Source organism: Limosilactobacillus avistercoris (assembly GCF_014836425.1).
Taxonomy (GTDB): domain Bacteria; phylum Bacillota; class Bacilli; order Lactobacillales; family Lactobacillaceae; genus Limosilactobacillus; species Limosilactobacillus agrestimuris.
In genome coordinates this window covers 25,460-42,327 of record NZ_JACSQW010000016.1, presented here as the reverse complement: position 1 = coordinate 42,327, position 16,868 = coordinate 25,460, and the positions used below count along the sequence as shown (strand labels likewise).

Here is a 16,868-nt window from a genome sequence, read left to right as displayed (position 1 = left end):
TGTTTGGCCTTCTTGGCAAGCCAGGATACGAAGAAGTCGGCAAGAAGTTGCGGGCTGAAATGGATGAGAATAAGTAATGAACCGTCACCAATTAATTAAGCAGCGACAGCACGTTCAGTTGCGAATTGCTGTTTGGTGTGTGTTGACAATTTGCTTTGCGATCTTGAATTTAATTAAGGCCTTGCCGTTCCTTCAATGGATTGTCTGGTTAGCTGCCTTATATACGTTGATTTTGATTGCAATTTGGACTTACTTAACGATCCAATTATTTAAAAATAAGTAAAAACAGGTTCCAGAGTTCGGAATTTTGAGCTTTGGAACCTGTTTTTATACTACTTTAATTTTGGATACTTTCTTGTGCTAGTCCGTTGAAGAAGTGCTTTACTGAGACTTGACCACTATGCTTTGACTCACCATTGATAATTTTCATTTCATTATGAACATTCTTATATTCAAAGAGGTTATTAGCATATTCAAGGATAATGTCATTTTCGGGATAATCGAGACACATGTGAGCAAGGTTATTCAGTCCTGTCTTAAGGTCGCGACGAATCCGCTGGAGAATGATTTTTTTACCATGATCATCACAGCGGAAGATTTCATGAAAACTAACCTGCTCGAAAGGAACCTCTTGTTCAATCATCACGTTAATGATCCTGGTAATATCTTGTGCCCCAGAACCGTTAGTAATCCCAAGAAAACGCATAATTGATTTAACGTTTTCCTTTTCCTTACTCTTAAAGTTGACATTAATTGTGTTGTGATTAGCGGCGCCACTAACTAAATCAAGAATTTGCAGCATTCGATGGGACATACTGATATTTTCCCCAATGAGTTTGATGATCGTCTTGACCTCAGCGACATTCAGCGGTTTCTCAATACAAAAGTCAACACCAGCCTTATAAGCATTCGTACGTCCTGTAGGATCAAAAGCCTGACTAACCATAATAAAGTGGGGGTGGTGGTTACTTTGTTGAATCCGTTTGATTAAATCGATCCCATTAATTTGAGAAAATGATGGATTCACAAACATCACATCAATACTCAGACGGATAACATCTTCAAATGCTTGCTCGGGATTAAAGGTTGTCCCAACGACTGAATTATTAAAGTCGTTTTCGATAATATTCTTGAGAAGTGATGTAGCGTTATTGTCATCATCAACGATGTAGAAGTTCATTTTAACACCTCGGCTATTTTTGAATCATCTTGAGTTTATTTGAAGCTAAGTAGAAAGTCAATAATAATACAGTCAATATTGAATATTAAGAATATTGATTAATAAAATGCTTGTGAAATGTATATTATTGGATTGAATAATGTATGAATAGTGATGGATCCGCTTTCTTTAAATGCATATTTTAGTTGATTGTGAAAATAAATTTAATTTTTTTGATGGATCTTCTTGAAGCAAAATGAGTTTTTTTGAAAGCACTTACTATCATATATACCGTAAAGAATTTCAAGGAGGAATTTTAATTATGGCATTCAATTTACGTAACCGTAGTTTTTTAACACTCTCAGACTTTAACAAGCGTGAAATGGAATACATGCTTAACCTTGCTGAAGATTTAAAGAAGGCTAAGTACTCTGGCACTGAAGGCAAAAACCTTGAAGGTAAGAACATTGCCTTAATCTTCGAAAAGAGTTCAACTCGTACTCGTTGCTCATTCGAAGTTGGTGCTAAGGATGAAGGTGCACACGTAACTTACCTTGGCCCATCAGGCTCACACATTGGTCACAAGGAATCTGTTAAGGATACTGCTCGTGTTCTTGGTGGTATGTTTGATGGTATTGAATACCGTGGTTTCTCACAACGTAATGTTGAAATTTTAGCTAAGTACTCAGGTGTTCCTGTTTGGAACGGTTTGACTGACGAAGACCACCCAACACAAGTATTGGCTGACTTCTTAACTGCTCACGAAGTATTGAAGAAGCCTTACGAACAAATCAAGTTCGCTTTCGTTGGTGACGGTCAAGACAACGTATCTAACGCTTTGATGTTAGGTGCTGCTGTTATGGGTATGGAATACCACGTTGTAACTCCTAAGGAATTGAACCCAACTAAGGAAGTTCTTGATAAGGCTAACGCTATTGCTGCCGAAACTGGCGCTAAGATCGTTGTTTCAAACGATGTTAAGGAAGGCGTTAAGGGCATGGATGTTATCTACGCCGATGTTTGGGTATCAATGGGTGAATCAGATGACATGTGGGAAAAGCGGATCAAGCTTCTCAAGCCTTACCAAGTTACTAAGGAAGTTATGGAAGCTACCGAAAATCCTAACGCTATCTTCGAACACTGTCTTCCAGCATTCCACAACCTTGACACTGAAGTAGGTAAGGAAATCTACAAGAAGTTCGGTCTTAAGGAAATGGAAGTTACTGACGAAGTCTTCGAAAGCAAGCGCTCAGTTGTATTCCGTGAAGCTGAAAACCGGATGCACACTATCAAGGCTGTTATGGTTGCAACCTTAGGTGAACAAAACTAAGGAGGACGCTAAATGGCTAAAGTAGTTGTTGCCTTGGGTGGTAACGCCCTTGGTAAGTCCCCTGAAGAACAATTAAAGTTAGTTAAGAACACTGCTTCTTCTTTAATTGGTTTGATCGATGCTGGTAACCAAGTTGTTATTAGCCACGGTAATGGTCCTCAAGTTGGTGCCATTAACCTTGGTATGAACTTTGCCGCTGAAAACGGGAAGACTGCAGCCTTCCCATTCCCAGAATGTGGTGCAATGAGTCAAGGTTACATTGGTTACCACTTACAACAAAGTTTGCAAAATGAATTGCACCGTCGTTGGATGAACAAGAACGTCGCCACTATTGTTACTCAAATTGCTGTTGATCCTAAAGACCCTGCATTCCAAAACCCTTCCAAGCCTGTTGGTGACTTCTACACTAAGGAACAAGCCGAACAGATTGAAAAGGAAAAGGGCTACACCTTCAAAGAAGATGCTGGTCGTGGATACCGTCAAGTTGTTCCTTCTCCACTTCCACAGAAGATTATGGAATTGAACAGTATTAAGACTTTGATCGAAAACGGCGACCTTGTTATTGCCGGTGGTGGTGGCGGTGTTCCCGTTATCATGACTGACGATGGCCTCCAAGGTGTTCCAGCGGTTATTGATAAGGACCGTTCAAGTGCCTTGCTCGCTGACAAGATTGATGCTGATACTTTGATCATCTTAACTGCTGTTGATTACGTATACGTAAACTACGGTAAGCCAGATGAAAAGGCTTTGAAGACATTAAATGTTGTCGAAGCTCAAAAATACATGGATGAAAAGCAATTCGCTGCTGGTAGTATGCTTCCTAAGATTGAAGCTTGCTTATCCTTCGTTAAGGGTCACCCAGAACGGAAAGCTTTGATCACCTCACTTAACGGCTTGGACGATGCTCTTGCTGGTAAGGTTGGTACTGTTATCAGTGATAACTAGTCATAGGTGTTTCTCTCAAAAGAACCATTCAGGAATTCCTGAATGGTTCTTTTTTTGATCAAATAAAGCAGTGATTATTTAATCACCGCTTTATTGTTATTCATCATTAGTTTTCTTATTTGCTTCAACTGTATAGTTATCTGCTTGGTCTTCGTTGTACCTTGCAAGAAGGATTTGTTGATCCTTATCCTTAATCAAGTTTTCAAGAGATTCATCAGTCTTTAGTTTTGGCTTTTCTTTAATAATTTTATCCAGGACTTCTTTAGAGAAGGAGAACTCTGGCTTGATTGCAGTATCACCATTTAAGACGTCAATTGTTTCATCATAGGAGAGAATCTTTAACTTACGGGCTGAACGATCAGCATCAGGTTGGTGGAGGACATCTGGATTAGTTTTAAGATCCTCACGAAAACCATTTTCGTCATACTTATAACCATCTTCTGTCATGAGTGAACTACCCCCTATTGTTGCTTACTAGCATCTTTTTGGTGTGGACGAACATTAATTGCACAAACTGCGACAATGACTAAAATTGAACCGACAATATCGGCACCAGTTAGATAAAGGTGGAAGATTAAAACCGAACCAACTGTTGCGGAGAGTGGTTCAAAAGCATCCATTAAACTAAAGGTAGTTGCATCGATGTACTTTAGAGAAGTATTTGCTAAGTAGAATGGAATAATTGTTCCGATAATCAGGATACTTGCACAGTTAATCCAGACACTTGGAACATTTGGAATTGCTGGTTGTTGTGGGTGAATTGCTAGGAGGACGATTCCGGCAAAGAGGAGTCCCCATGCTGTAACGTTAAGGGCAGGAACCCGACCGCTCTTTAACATTTTTTGAGGGATCAAGGTATTTGTGGCCACCCCAATTGCTGAAATAAAGCCCCAAAAAAGGACCGCTGGAGTAACGGCTAAGTGATTAAAACGGCCATGAGTAGCGATAATAAAGACACCCAAGAATGCAATAATCGCGCAAATAATTTCAATTCGCCGTGGTGGTTCGTGTCGGAATACTGCTAAGTAAGCAATGATAAAGAATGGTCCGACAAATTGCAGGATCGTTGCAATTGATGCATTCCCTTCCTGAACAGCCATGAAGTAGGCAAACTGAACGGGAACTAAACCAATAACCCCATAGGCGAAGATTACCCAAGTATCATGGAGATTATGGAAAATAGCAAATGGGTGGTTGCCCAACAACTTACTGATTATAATCATAATCAGTCCACCGAAGATTAGTCGCCACTGAGTTAGCCACAGTGAGGTAATCGACGGACTAACATTAAAGAGTGCCTTTGCAAACAAGCCGGAAATTCCCCAAAAAGTGGTCGCGGTAATTACCATGGCAAGGCCAAGAGCTTTTTTATTTGAATTCATTGATAAATTACCCTTTCCTTAAAATACATACCATTTTATTTTAGCATGAAATATTTGAAGGGAGGCTAATTATTGTGAGAAGAGTTAGTGTGCTCTTGGTGCGACTTAATAACGGGTTCTTTTTTGGAGTATAGGAGCCTGACATTTTTAACATCCTCTGGTTGGATTGAATAGTTTGAACCACTTCGCTGCATTACCGAAATATCATTTGTATGGTGAAGACCAATCGCGTGGCCAAGTTCGTGTTCGGCCGTATTAACAATCCGTCGTTGTGAATAACCATAGATTGGGTTCAACAGGTAAGCAGAATTAAGCTCCACTTTGGCATAGAGGAAGAGGTGAGTAGCAGAATTAATATTGACTCCTGTCAAACCAGCCGCCCTATTTTTATCATCATTAATTGTTGTAAAGAGAATATTAGCCTGCTTTTTATTATGAATCACGTGAAATGTAAAGGCACCAGTATCATTCCAGGCTTTAATAGCAGTTTTAGCAGCGCTTAATAACACAGGATCTTTGATGTCAATGTAGACCGTGGCGGAATTAGTTGGCCACTTACCGACAGGATTAGAGTAGGTAGTTTTCTTATTTGTCTTTTGCGAAGTATCTTTAGTTAATTTTGGCTTCGGCGTTTTCTTTCCTGTAACCTGGTTAATAATATTTTGAGTGTGGATTTGTGCTTCATGGATAAAGACGTTGACGGCAGAATTAACCGTTTCGTTGCTTTGGTAGAAGCAAATTCCCACGATAAAGATTACGATGTAGATTAGCGGGAGAAAGAACTTTGAATGCTTCATCATTAATTTACCTCCCATTGACTGAATTCTAGTGAACTTTTGGGAACTTGTCTATTATTTAAACTAACTTTTGCTAAGGAATGCCTAGTGGCAGTAAATTGCGGTAAAATGGTAATAGTGATATTGCAAGGGGGAATCCATAATGGTTAAGGCATTTAAACTCCATGTTAAATTAAGTTGGGGCGAGGAGAGAGATTACCTATTAGCAAATGATGTTGAGCCTGGTTTAGAACATCGTTATCAAACACGGGAGAATTGGCAAGAGGTTATGCGGGATGCCTTGATTAATGTTCCAGTTGGTCCGTATATTAAAGATAATCGGGTAATTCCACCAATCGCCACGGCAAAGGTGATTGACGTATTTGCTTGCGAGAAGGTTGATCCGCATTTACAACGGACACGAAGTCAGTTTATTATGGCGGCGGTTTGGCAAAAGCAAACTGACGAACAGGACTATAATTTTATGCATCACGATTATTCACGGTGGTCACAGCGACAAATCAAGGCAGACGTTGACTATTGGAATAATGGAACCAAACATCCCTGGATTAATTTAATGACAAAGTGGCGAATCTGGTTACAAGAACACCGTCATTAATGTATTTATTTAGGTTGATTCACAGAAAATAGTTGACTAATTAATAATCCCCGTGTATATTATTAGTGTTATCTTATTGGGCATTCGCCAAACTGGTAAGGCAGTGGACTCTGAATCCATAATTTACTGGTTCGAGACCAGTATGCCCAATTTATTGAGGCTCCGCAGTGTTCGGGGCCTTTTTATTTTATAATGTTTATGAGTATTTATTTCTTGGTAAAATACTCTGAGAGGCTGAGGAGAAGAGAAAATGGCAAGTAATTCTGATTCGATTTATTATGTATTAACCAAGATTAAGCATCATCCAGAATTGGTAGTTGGCGAAAAAGCACAATATATTAATACTATTTCGATTTTTATCAAAGATTCATTAAAGATCGCTGATGCTTCTTTTTATTTTCCGGATAACCGTTTAATGGTAAACCGACTTTCGTATGATTTCGTGGCTAAAAATGGTGATTTGCTAGAAGAATTTTTTGCTAAAACACATGCGGATAAGCAAAACTACCATGATGTTTGGGTGACAACTTCTCATGTTCCCCAGATGGGAGTCTATTTACTAGAGCTATCGTTTGAATAAATAATTGACAATCGGGACGAAAATCTGTATACTTCTCTTGTATTGTTATTGCCCGCTGGTCAAATTGGTTAAGACGTCGCCCTCTCAAGGCGGAGTTACGGGTTCGATCCCCGTGCGGGTGATTATTGATAGTTTCATCTAATGTTAAATAGTGCTAAACAGTTGATATAAAGGCATTTCTAAAATTAGATAAAACCGGTTGAAACCTATTTTTAGAAGAAATTGAGCTAAAATTGAGTCAAAATAATTAGGTCAGCACAGAATGGTCACCTTATTAGGTGATCTTTTTTATTTTCAGGTTAAACAATTATTTTAATAAAAAGGATTAAGGATCTAGCTCAAACATGTTACACTAAGATAGTGTGATTTTTAAATTTTGAAAAATAAATGGTGTTTTAATTATGAATTTAAAAAATGTACTTATAATTGTTGGGGTAATTGCGTTAATTTTGTTAATTATCCAGTATGTTGGACAAGTTAAGCGGATGCGTCGGGGTGACAGTTTTGTTAGTCGTGGACGAGCATTCGTTAACTGGTTATTGTTGTTTATTATTGTTGGAAGTATTGGTGGGACCGTTTATGCAGATCATCACTCAAAGTCGGATTCTGATGATATAACCGAGACTAAGGCGATCACTAATGATACCGATGAAGAGGCAGATGAGGTTTACATCAACTTCGATAAGAAGAAGGCCCACTTAAACAGTGATGGTGTTGCGCCAATGAAGATTATGGTTTCACCGGATACAAAGGTGAAGATTGTTGGTCATGATACCGGAAAAGTGTATAAGACCTTTAAGCCAAAGAAGAGTGATGGTCCAGTAACACTTAAGTATGACTTCGAATACGCTGCAAAGTATGATATTATCGCTACTCGTGGTAGTAAGAAGCTTAAGAAGACGATTACGATTAAGGATCAAGATAATAATTCTTCATCCTCATCATCTAGTGTTACTAGTTCATCAAGCTCGTCTAGCTCATCATCTAGTCACAGTTCATCCCATTCATCAAGCAGTAGTGCTAATAATAGTGGTAACAGTAACCGTGGCGGCGGAAATAATAATTCCGGAACTTCGTACAATGCCGGCGGAAGTAGCTACCATGGTGGCGGACATTCCGGTGGCTATACTCCATCTCACCAATACACTGGTGGCGGTAATGGTGGTGGCTACTCAAGTAGTAGTGCCCCTATCAATAACCAACCAACGATTAGTACGCAACCAACAATTGGTGATCAATAATATTACTAAATAAAACTCAGGAATTCGCGTGGGCGGGTTACCTGAGTTTTACTTTTTAAATTTAAATCTTAATCGTTGCTTTTTTCTATGAAGATCGTTATTATGTAATAGTTATGCACCTAATGGTTATGTACCTAACGATAGGAGATGAAAGGATGATTACTGATAATGAAGTTTTTCCCCGTTTGTTTGGGTTAATCAGGCAGATGCACAATTTATCGATGAAAAATACCAAAAATTCGGGGATGTTTCTTGGTCGGGGACGGATTATTCATATATTAGCGCTAAGTGATCGACCTTTATCGCAACGTGAACTTGCGGATATGGCCAAGATTAAGCCGGGGTCATTGAGTGAGGTTCTTGAGCGCCTTGAGCGAGATAACCTTGTTAAACGAGAACGACTTGCTAATGATCGACGGATAATTCATGTTCGGTTAACACCAAAGGGAAGAGAAAGCTACGAAAAGATTGTGGAAGAACGACACAGCTTTGGCAGTCATCTCCTTGCAGGAATTGACCAGGGCGACTTGGAAAGTTTTATTAAGGTAATAAACATGATGGGGAAAAATCTTCATCACTACTATGGTGATCAATTACCAAAAGACAAAAAAGAGGGTGAACAATTTGATCAAAATTGCTAAAAATAACTTTGTCAAATGGGCAACGACCTTAGCAGTCCTGTTCTTATTGGTTCAGGTAGCTTGTGACCTGTACTTACCAACGATCACGTCTGATCTAGTGAATAAGGGAATTGTTAAACAAGATCTTGGTTATATTTGGCATGCCGGTGGTTTAATGCTGATCGTTGCTGGAATTGGGGTTGCTGCCGCTGCTGGTAATGTTTACTTTGCTGCAACCCAGTCAATGCAGGTTGGTGAAAAGTTGCGGAAACAAGTATTTAGCCATGTAATGAAATTCTCTAGCCGGGATATGAGTAAGTTTGGTGATTCATCACTGATTACCCGGTCAACAAATGATATTGTGCAGATTCAAAATGTGATGATGCATGTCTTGCGGATGATGCTTCAATCACCAATTATGCTAGTTGCTGCCTGTGTTTTGGCATATGTTCGTGAACCACGGTTGACAAAGGTTTTTCTGATTAGTTTGCCAATTTTAGCGGTAGTTGTTGGGATTGTAATGTACTTTGCAGTGCCATTGTTTAAGAGTATTCAGTTTAAAACGGACCGGATTAATCTTATATTCCGTGAAGGCCTTACTGGAGTACGGGTAATTCGGGCATTTCGTCAAGATAATCGTGAACAGGAACGATTTAAGAAAGCTAACGCTGACTATACTGATACAGCGATTAAGGCTTTCACTTTAGTATCCTTCCTGTTCCCCGTAATGACTTTAATTTTGAGTTTAACTAATGTTGGAATTATCTTGTTAGGGAGTCGCTTAATTGCTGATATGACTATGCAAGTCGGGAACCTAATCGCCTTTATGACTTATGCTACCCAAATCATGATTAGCTTTATGATGCTCTCAATGGTCTTTGTATTTGTTCCCCGGGCTTCAGCTTCTGCGGCACGGGTAAATGCCGTTTTGGAACATCAACCAAGTGTTGAAGATCTTCCTAAGGCAGAACAAGAACACCTTTTAAAGGATCACCCAGCTTCATTGAGCTTTGATCACGTTAATTTCCGCTATACTGGGGCTGAACGACTAGCATTAGAGAACCTTAATTTTAAGGTGAAAGCTGGTCAGACTCTAGCAATTATTGGGGGAACCGGTTCTGGGAAATCGACACTGGTGAACTTAATTCCCCGTCTCTTTAATATTGAGAGTGGTGAAATTAAGGTTGATGGTGTGCAGACTGAAAAGCTTAGTCAAAAGGAATTACACTCCGTAATTTCGATTACCCAGCAAAAGGCAATTCTTTTCACGGGAACAATTCGTTCAAACCTTCAATTTGGGAACCCACAAGCAACGGAAAAGGAAATGTGGCATGCTTTGGAGATTGCAAAAGCAGCTGACTTTGTTAAGGAAGCTGGTGGTTTAGATGCCAAGGTTGAGCAATCAGGAAGTAACTTTTCTGGTGGGCAACGTCAACGGTTAGCAATTGCCCGGACAATTATTAAGCCTGCTTCAATTTATATCTTTGACGATTCATTCTCTGCTCTTGATTTCAAGACTGATGCTGAATTACGGCAAGCCTTAAAGAAGGATCAGCAGGTTCAAAGTGCCGTGAGTGTGATCGTTGCTCAACGAGTTTCAACCGTTGCCGATGCTGATCTGATCATTGTGTTGGATGACGGAAAGGTTGTCGGTCAAGGAACTCATGAACAATTGATGAAGGATAATCCGGTATATCAAGAAATTGTGTACTCACAAATTGAAAAGGGGGATGACCAGAATGCATAATGGACCACGAGGAAGGGTCAAAAAAGCCCAACACTTTTGGCCAACAACAAAGCGCCTGTTTGCTTACCTGAAGCCATGGTGGATTGGGGTAATTGTATCAATCATTATGGCGATCGTCTCCGTTATTTTATCAATCCTTGCGCCAAAGATTTTAGGGGAGGCCACTACAATTATTTATGATGGAATAATGCGTGGCTATGCTGAGATGAAACACGGCATCCACTTAACAAGCCTCCCGATTGACTTTCACCGGATCTTCCAAATTGGCCTAATCGTTATCCTGTTATATGTCTTTTCAGGGTTGTTTAGCTTTGCTCAGCAAATTATCATGACCCGGATTTCTCAGAAGGTTGTGTATAACCTTCGTGAAGACTTGAAAGAAAAAATGAGACGAGTTCCGGTGAAGTTTTATGATACCCATAGCAATGGTGATATTATGAGCCGGATGGTTAATGATATGGATAACATTGCAGGAACACTCCAGCAAAGTTTAATCCAGATTGTTACGAGTATTATTACCTTTGTTGGGGTCCTAATCTTGATGATTACGATCAGCTGGAAGCTAACCTTAGTTGCGTTGATTACACTTCCACTTAGTGCGTTGATTGTTGCCTTTGTTGCACCAACAGCTCAGCGCCTCTTCAGTAACCAACAAACTGAACTGGGAAAGATTAACGGCCAAGTTGAAGAAGTTTATGCTGGCCACACAATTGTAAAGACCTTTAATAAGGAAAAGGATGAAGAAAAAGCATTTGCCAAGAAGAACCATAATTATTACGCGGCTGCCTGGAAGGCCCAGTTCTTCTCAATCTTGATTTTCCCATTAATGAACTTTGTCCGGAATTTAGGCTATCTGATGGTTGCAGTTGTGGGGGCAATTGAGGTGATCCATGGTCAGATCACTCTTGGTAATGTTCAAGCATTCCTTCAATATACTAATCAGTTTTCCCAACCGATTACTCAGATTGCAAACTTGAGTAGTACGATTCAACAAACGATTGCTTCTGCAGAACGGATCTTTGAGGTGCTTGATGCTCCTGAATTACTTCCTTCTGATGCGGATCCAACCCCAATTGATGAAAAGCCATTGCCGAAGATTGAGTTTGCTAACGTAGATTTTAGTTATACTGATGAACCATTAATTGAAAACTTCAACCTTAAAGCAATGCCAAACGAAATGGTGGCAATTGTTGGTCCTACCGGTGCCGGAAAGACAACGATTATTAACCTCTTGGAACGGTTCTATGAAGTTAAAAACGGTAAGATTTACCTTGATGGGCAGGATACCAAGTCGATGTCACGGGATGAGTTACGAAGTCATATTGCAATGGTTCTCCAGGACACTTGGCTGTTTACGGGAACAATTTTTGATAACATCAAGTATGGTCGAAATGATGCCAGTGATGATAAAGTCTATCAAGCTGCTAAAATGGCTCATGCAGATAACTTTATTCGGGAGCTGCCAGATGGATACAACACTATTCTGGATGAATCAGCCTCTAATATTTCACAGGGGCAACGACAATTATTGACAATTGCTCGTGCCTTCTTGGCAAACCCAGAAATATTAATCCTTGATGAGGCAACCAGTTCCGTTGATACACGGACTGAAGAGTTGATTCAAAAAGCAATGGATGAATTGCAAAAGGGCCGGACGAGTTTTGTTGTTGCTCACCGATTATCGACAATTCGCAACGCTGATAAGATTATTGTTCTTAACCATGGTCATATTCTTGAAACCGGGAACCATGAATCATTAATGAAGAAGAATGGTTTCTATGCGGATCTCTATAACAGCCAGTTTGTGGGCAATAGTTTGTAGGATGATTAAAAGATAAATATAATCGCTCAGTCTTAATTGGTAGACTGGGCGATTTTTTAGTTAAGTTATTATTGCGGTACAATAGGGTGCATTAATAATGATGGAGGAAATAATCAATGAAGCAGCAGTATCAAAAAACAATTGTTGGCTTAAATGCAATGGTAGATCAGGGAATTGTTCCGGGAGTTAGTTATATTCTTTTTGATCATGATCAGGAATATCGAGAAGTGAGGGGGTTAGCAGAAGTTCAGCCTGATAAACAACAGTTGCGTGCTGGAATGCAATACGATCTAGCATCATTAACAAAGGTAATTGGGACTGTCCCGGTAATTGCGATGGCGCTTCAGGAGGGGAAAATAACATTCGATGATCCTGTGCAGAAATATCTATCGGAATTTAGTGATCCTCGTCCAACAATTCGCCATCTTTTAACCCATACATCGGGGATTTGTGGTTATATTCCTCACCGCGATGAGTTAACTGCGACTGAATTAAAGCAGGCTTATTTAACGCAACAACACGTTGATGAAAGCTTTAATCGTCAAATTAGGTATGCAGATGTCAATTTCTTGTACCTTGGCTGGATCGCAGAAAGAATTTTTGGAAAGCCAATCCAACAATTGATTACTGAGAAGGTATTAGAACCCTTAAAAATGGTCGAGGCAACCTTCAAGCCACTTTCTCAAAATGCAGTTCCTACTGAGATTCAACTGCAGCGAGGGTTAATTCGGGGAGTGGCTCATGATCCAAAGGCTTACATTCTTGGTGAAGAATGTGGTTGCGCTGGACTATTTGCCAGTTTGGATGACTTATTGAAGTATAGCAGGGCACTGATTGAAACTAATCTGAATGACCTTTTAAAGGAAAAAATAGTTGATCAGATGTTTATGGATCAAACGTTGATTTCTGGAGAGCATAGCCGTTCCTTAGGGTGGAAGTTACTTCATGCAACTAATGATCGTCATTTGGTAATTAGCCATACTGGGTTTACGGGAACGTGGTTAATCCTTGATAAGAAGGAAGACCAGGGGATGATTGTTCTCACAAATCGGGTCCACCCAAGTGCAAAAAATGATGATTATTTATGGGCCCGTGATCAACTTTTTGCAACATACCTTTATGAAAAAGAAAACGCTTAATCAATTCAAAAAAATTTGTGAAATTATTATTCAATTTTATGCAATTTTATCGAACGGAATATACATTTTACGGGGATTAATTGCATATAAATTTGTATAATTTTAGTCAAAATTCATCTAGATGTTTAATTGCACAAATCCGCGTCAAAACTAATTTGACAACGGTTTCAAAAGTGGCTATTATATACACGTAATCAAATGAAAGTACACAAAAGGAGTGAGTGTATATGCAAAGCCCAATTCACGTAACATCTGAAATTGGTAAGCTTAAGACAGTTATGCTTCATCGACCTGGTCATGAAATTGAAAATGTTTACCCAGACATTCTTCACCGCATGCTGGTTGATGACATTCCATACCTGCCAATCGCACAAGAAGAACATGATTACTTTGCTAAGACTTTAAAGGACCAAGGAATCGAAGTACTTTACTTCGCTAAGTTGGCTGCTGAAGCTTTGGCAGATGATCAAGTAAAGGATGAGTTCCTTGAAAAGATGTTGGCAGAATCCGGCCATGCTGCTGGTGCTGTTCATGACGCTTTGAAGGAATACTTGCTTAGCATGGATACTCAAGCAATGGTTGATAAGATTATTGCCGGGGTACGGAAGGATGAAATTCACACTAAGTCCGTTTCACTTGCTGAAATGGCTGAAGATGCTGACTACCCATTCTTCATGGATCCAATGCCAAACGCATACTTCACTCGTGACCCACAAGCCTCAATCGGTGATGGAATTACTATCAACCACATGACATTTAAGGCTCGTCAACGTGAATCACTGTTCACTGAATACATTATCAAGCACAACCCTCGGTTTGCTAACAAGGGTGTTCATGTATGGCGTGATCGTTACCATGACACTCGGATCGAAGGTGGGGATGAATTAGTTCTTTCCGACCACGTATTTGCTATCGGTATTTCACAACGTACTTCAGCAGATGCAATCATGGATATTGCACGGAACTTGTTTAAGGACTCCAACTACGATACTGTTGTTGCTATCCACATTCCACACAACCACGCTATGATGCACCTTGACACGGTCTTCACAATGATTAACTATGATCAATTTACTGTTCATCCGCAAATCTTGGATGGTGGTAAGATTGATACTTACATTCTCCACCCAGGTAAGGATGGCGAAATTGAAATCCAACACCGTACAGACCTTCAAAAGGTTCTTGAAGAAGTATTAGATAAGCCAGAAATTGACTTGATCCCTACTGGTAACGGTGATCCAATCGTTGCTCCACGTGAACAATGGAACGATGGTTCTAACACGTTAACAATTGCACCAGGTGAAGTTGTTACATACGACCGTAACTATGTATCTAATGATTTGCTGCGGAAGCACGGAATTCTCGTTCATGAGGTTCGCTCAAGTGAATTGTCTCGTGGTCGTGGTGGTCCACGTTGCATGTCCTGCCCAATTGTACGTGAAGATCTTAAAAACTAGTTAGTTTGAAAAAAGCAGCAAATGCACTTTGAAACTGATTTCATAGTTCAGTGGTAAGTGTTTTTGCTGCTTTTATTGTGCTAAAACGGCATTGTTGTATAATTAAGTTGTTAAATTGTGATGAGGGGTGAACGAGGATGAATCGTAAGGCGCGACGAAAGGTGATCGAACAGTTGGTTAGTGATCACAAGATCGAGACCCAGGATGAATTGCTGGATTTATTAACCCAACAGGGGATTGAGACGACTCAAGCGACGATTTCTCGTGATATTCATGCGCTTAATATTGTTAAAGCTAATGATGGCGAGGGTCATACCTACTATGTCCAGTTGCAACTGACACCAGAACATGATTTTAGTAGGCTTTATGCGGGAATCCGTGATAATGTCCGAACAATCGAAACCGTACAATTTATCAATGTTGTAAAGACAGCATTGAATTCAAGTTACGCGACAATTCTTGGCGGAATGTTTGATGAATTAGATATTCCTGAAGTTGTGGGGACAATTGCAGGGAATGATACTTTAATCATCATTAGCAAGAACAATAGTGATGCACGTGTAATTTACAATTTAATAATGAAACACATTAGCTCACATTTAGACTAAAAGGGGTGTAAAGATGGAAAACGAAAAGAAAGGAATCGGTAAAGGCGAATTAATTGCCCTAATCGTTAGTTCCTGTATTGGTACTGGTATCTTTGGGATTACCAGTGATGTTTCAGCCGCTGCCGCACCTGGTCCTTCCCTATTAGCATGGATCTTTGTTGGTATCGGATTCTTAATGTTAGTTTTGTCACTGAACAACTTATCTGAAAAGCGTCCAGACTTAACTGCTGGGATTTTCTCTTACGCAGGTGCTGGTTTCGGACCAATGGGTGAATTTATTTCTGGTTGGTCATACTGGCTTTCTGCTTGGCTTGGTAACATTGCCTTCGCGACAATGTTGATGAGTTCAATTGGTACTTTCTTCCCCACCTTCAAGGGTGGTCAAAACCTACCATCAATCATTGTTGCAATTGTTTTCTGCTGGCTTTTGACAATCCTTGTTAACAATGGTGTGGAAAGTGCTTCCTTCGTCAACATGATTGGTACGATCTGCAAGGTCTTACCACTTGTTATCTTCATTATTATCATGATTGTTTGCTTCAAGGCCGGAATGTTCACCGCTGACTTCTGGGGCCGTGTTGCTAACAACGCTTCAAAGGGAACCACTACTGGTTCTGTTTGGGAACAAATGAAGGGTACCTTGATGACTCTGATCTGGGTATTCATCGGTGTTGAAGGTGCTTCTGTTATGGCTAGTCGTGCTAAGTCATTGACGGCTGCTCGTGAAGCTTCACTTGTTAGTTTTGGTATCTTAGTTGTTATCTATGTATTGATTTCAATCTTGCCTTACGGTGCATTAGACCGGGCACAATTGGCTTCAATGGGTCAACCAGCTATTGGTCATGTTCTTCAAGATACTGTTGGTACTTGGGGTTCAGTTTTGATTAACGTTGGTTTGATTATTTCAACTATTGTTTCCTGGTTGTCATGGACTATGTTACCAGCTGAAACTACAATGTTAGTTGCCGATGATAAGGCAATGCCAAAGATTTGGGGAAAGGTTAACTCAAAGAACGCACCAACTGCTTCCTTGATGATTACTGCCGTATTGCAAACAATCTTCCTCTTCTCACTTCTTTTCACTGAAAAGGCATATGAATTTGCATACTCCCTTTGTTCTGCTGCTATCCTGTTCTCTTACTTATTCGTTGGTCTTTACCAAATGAAGTACAGTTCAGCACACAAGGAATGGGGTCAATTCACAATTGGTTTACTTTCAGCCGCATTCATGTTCGCATGCATGTTCTTGGCTGGTTGGCAAGAAGTATTACTTGTTTCCATCAGTTTCATTCCTGGATTCATTATTTACTACCTTGCTTGCCGTGAAAACGACCGCAAGATGTCAGCCGCTGAAAAGTGGGTTATGGTATTAATTCTTATTCTTAGTGTTGTTGCCATTTGGCTTGTTGCCAATGGTACAATTGTTGTTGGTTAATGTGTTAT

At 39.9% G+C, this 16,868-nt stretch carries 17 protein-coding genes and 2 tRNA genes; 15 read left to right on the top strand and 4 right to left on the bottom strand.

Annotated elements, in window-relative coordinates:
* Nucleotides 1–76: 76 nt before the first annotated feature.
* Nucleotides 77–283: a hypothetical protein gene (locus H9564_RS06600; RefSeq protein WP_191684724.1), complete on the top strand. Its 207-nt coding sequence runs from the start codon at nucleotides 77–79 to the stop codon at nucleotides 281–283.
* 54 nt (nucleotides 284–337) lie between these two features.
* Here H9564_RS06600 and H9564_RS06595 read toward each other — a convergent pair whose 3' ends face one another.
* On the bottom strand, nucleotides 338–1,180 hold the full coding sequence (locus H9564_RS06595) for a DNA-binding domain-containing protein (RefSeq protein WP_191684723.1): 843 nt from the start codon (nucleotides 1,178–1,180) through the stop codon (nucleotides 338–340).
* Nucleotides 1,181–1,481: 301 nt separating this feature from the next.
* Here H9564_RS06595 and argF point away from each other — a divergent pair, with 301 nt between their 5' ends.
* On the top strand, nucleotides 1,482–2,489 hold the full coding sequence (gene argF / locus H9564_RS06590) for an ornithine carbamoyltransferase (protein ID WP_191684722.1): 1,008 nt from the start codon (nucleotides 1,482–1,484) through the stop codon (nucleotides 2,487–2,489).
* Nucleotides 2,490–2,501: 12 nt separating this feature from the next.
* The gene (gene arcC / locus H9564_RS06585; RefSeq protein WP_191684721.1) at nucleotides 2,502–3,434 is read left to right on the top strand and encodes a carbamate kinase; all 933 of its coding nucleotides are present in this window, start codon (nucleotides 2,502–2,504) and stop codon (nucleotides 3,432–3,434) included.
* Nucleotides 3,435–3,530: 96 nt separating this feature from the next.
* Here the strand turns inward: arcC and H9564_RS06580 are convergent, their stop codons facing one another.
* The 3 genes from H9564_RS06580 to H9564_RS06570 all read right to left on the bottom strand — a co-directional run bounded on the left by H9564_RS06580 (nucleotide 3,531) and on the right by H9564_RS06570 (nucleotide 5,616).
* A complete protein-coding gene (locus H9564_RS06580; RefSeq protein WP_191684720.1) occupies nucleotides 3,531–3,881 on the bottom strand; it encodes a hypothetical protein in 351 nt (116 codons plus the stop codon).
* Nucleotides 3,882–3,895: 14 nt separating this feature from the next.
* Entirely contained in the window at nucleotides 3,896–4,816 is a 921-nt protein-coding gene (locus H9564_RS06575) for a DMT family transporter (RefSeq protein ID WP_191684719.1), read from the bottom strand.
* A gap of 65 nt (nucleotides 4,817–4,881) precedes the next feature.
* Nucleotides 4,882–5,616, bottom strand: a complete 735-nt coding sequence (locus H9564_RS06570; protein WP_225209583.1) for a matrixin family metalloprotease — start codon at nucleotides 5,614–5,616, stop codon at nucleotides 4,882–4,884.
* A gap of 139 nt (nucleotides 5,617–5,755) precedes the next feature.
* Between H9564_RS06570 and H9564_RS06565 the strand changes: the two genes are divergently transcribed.
* From H9564_RS06565 to H9564_RS06510, 12 genes are all read left to right on the top strand, one after another.
* Nucleotides 5,756–6,211, top strand: a complete 456-nt coding sequence (locus H9564_RS06565) for a DUF7679 family protein (protein ID WP_191684718.1) — start codon at nucleotides 5,756–5,758, stop codon at nucleotides 6,209–6,211.
* Between the two features lie 77 nt (nucleotides 6,212–6,288).
* Nucleotides 6,289–6,361: transfer RNA gene (locus tag H9564_RS06560), tRNA-Gln, on the top strand.
* A gap of 100 nt (nucleotides 6,362–6,461) precedes the next feature.
* Nucleotides 6,462–6,791, top strand: coding sequence for a hypothetical protein (locus H9564_RS06555; protein WP_191684717.1), 330 nt, complete (start codon nucleotides 6,462–6,464; stop codon nucleotides 6,789–6,791).
* A gap of 49 nt (nucleotides 6,792–6,840) precedes the next feature.
* A tRNA-Glu gene (locus tag H9564_RS06550) sits at nucleotides 6,841–6,913 on the top strand.
* Between the two features lie 279 nt (nucleotides 6,914–7,192).
* Nucleotides 7,193–8,032 carry a hypothetical protein gene (locus tag H9564_RS06545; RefSeq protein ID WP_191684716.1) on the top strand — a complete coding sequence of 280 codons (840 nt, stop codon included), beginning with the start codon at nucleotides 7,193–7,195 and terminating at the stop codon, nucleotides 8,030–8,032.
* Nucleotides 8,033–8,187: 155 nt separating this feature from the next.
* On the top strand, nucleotides 8,188–8,673 hold the full coding sequence (locus H9564_RS06540; protein ID WP_191684715.1) for a MarR family winged helix-turn-helix transcriptional regulator: 486 nt from the start codon (nucleotides 8,188–8,190) through the stop codon (nucleotides 8,671–8,673).
* Nucleotides 8,657–10,399 carry an ABC transporter ATP-binding protein gene (locus tag H9564_RS06535; protein ID WP_191684714.1) on the top strand — a complete coding sequence of 581 codons (1,743 nt, stop codon included), beginning with the start codon at nucleotides 8,657–8,659 and terminating at the stop codon, nucleotides 10,397–10,399. The genes H9564_RS06540 and H9564_RS06535 overlap by 17 nt, the downstream gene beginning before the upstream one ends.
* Nucleotides 10,392–12,221 carry an ABC transporter ATP-binding protein gene (locus H9564_RS06530; RefSeq protein ID WP_191684713.1) on the top strand — a complete coding sequence of 610 codons (1,830 nt, stop codon included), beginning with the start codon at nucleotides 10,392–10,394 and terminating at the stop codon, nucleotides 12,219–12,221. The genes H9564_RS06535 and H9564_RS06530 overlap by 8 nt, the downstream gene beginning before the upstream one ends.
* A gap of 116 nt (nucleotides 12,222–12,337) precedes the next feature.
* The gene (locus tag H9564_RS06525; protein WP_191684712.1) at nucleotides 12,338–13,360 is read left to right on the top strand and encodes a serine hydrolase domain-containing protein; all 1,023 of its coding nucleotides are present in this window, start codon (nucleotides 12,338–12,340) and stop codon (nucleotides 13,358–13,360) included.
* A gap of 227 nt (nucleotides 13,361–13,587) precedes the next feature.
* Nucleotides 13,588–14,817: an arginine deiminase gene (gene arcA, locus H9564_RS06520; protein ID WP_191684711.1), complete on the top strand. Its 1,230-nt coding sequence runs from the start codon at nucleotides 13,588–13,590 to the stop codon at nucleotides 14,815–14,817.
* A 137-nt stretch (nucleotides 14,818–14,954) separates the two neighbouring features.
* Nucleotides 14,955–15,425, top strand: a complete 471-nt coding sequence (locus H9564_RS06515) for an arginine repressor (protein ID WP_191684710.1) — start codon at nucleotides 14,955–14,957, stop codon at nucleotides 15,423–15,425.
* 13 nt (nucleotides 15,426–15,438) lie between these two features.
* Nucleotides 15,439–16,860 (top strand): basic amino acid/polyamine antiporter, encoded by a 1,422-nt coding sequence (locus tag H9564_RS06510; RefSeq protein WP_191684709.1) that lies wholly within the window; start codon nucleotides 15,439–15,441, stop codon nucleotides 16,858–16,860.
* The last annotated feature ends 8 nt before the right edge of the window (nucleotides 16,861–16,868 follow it).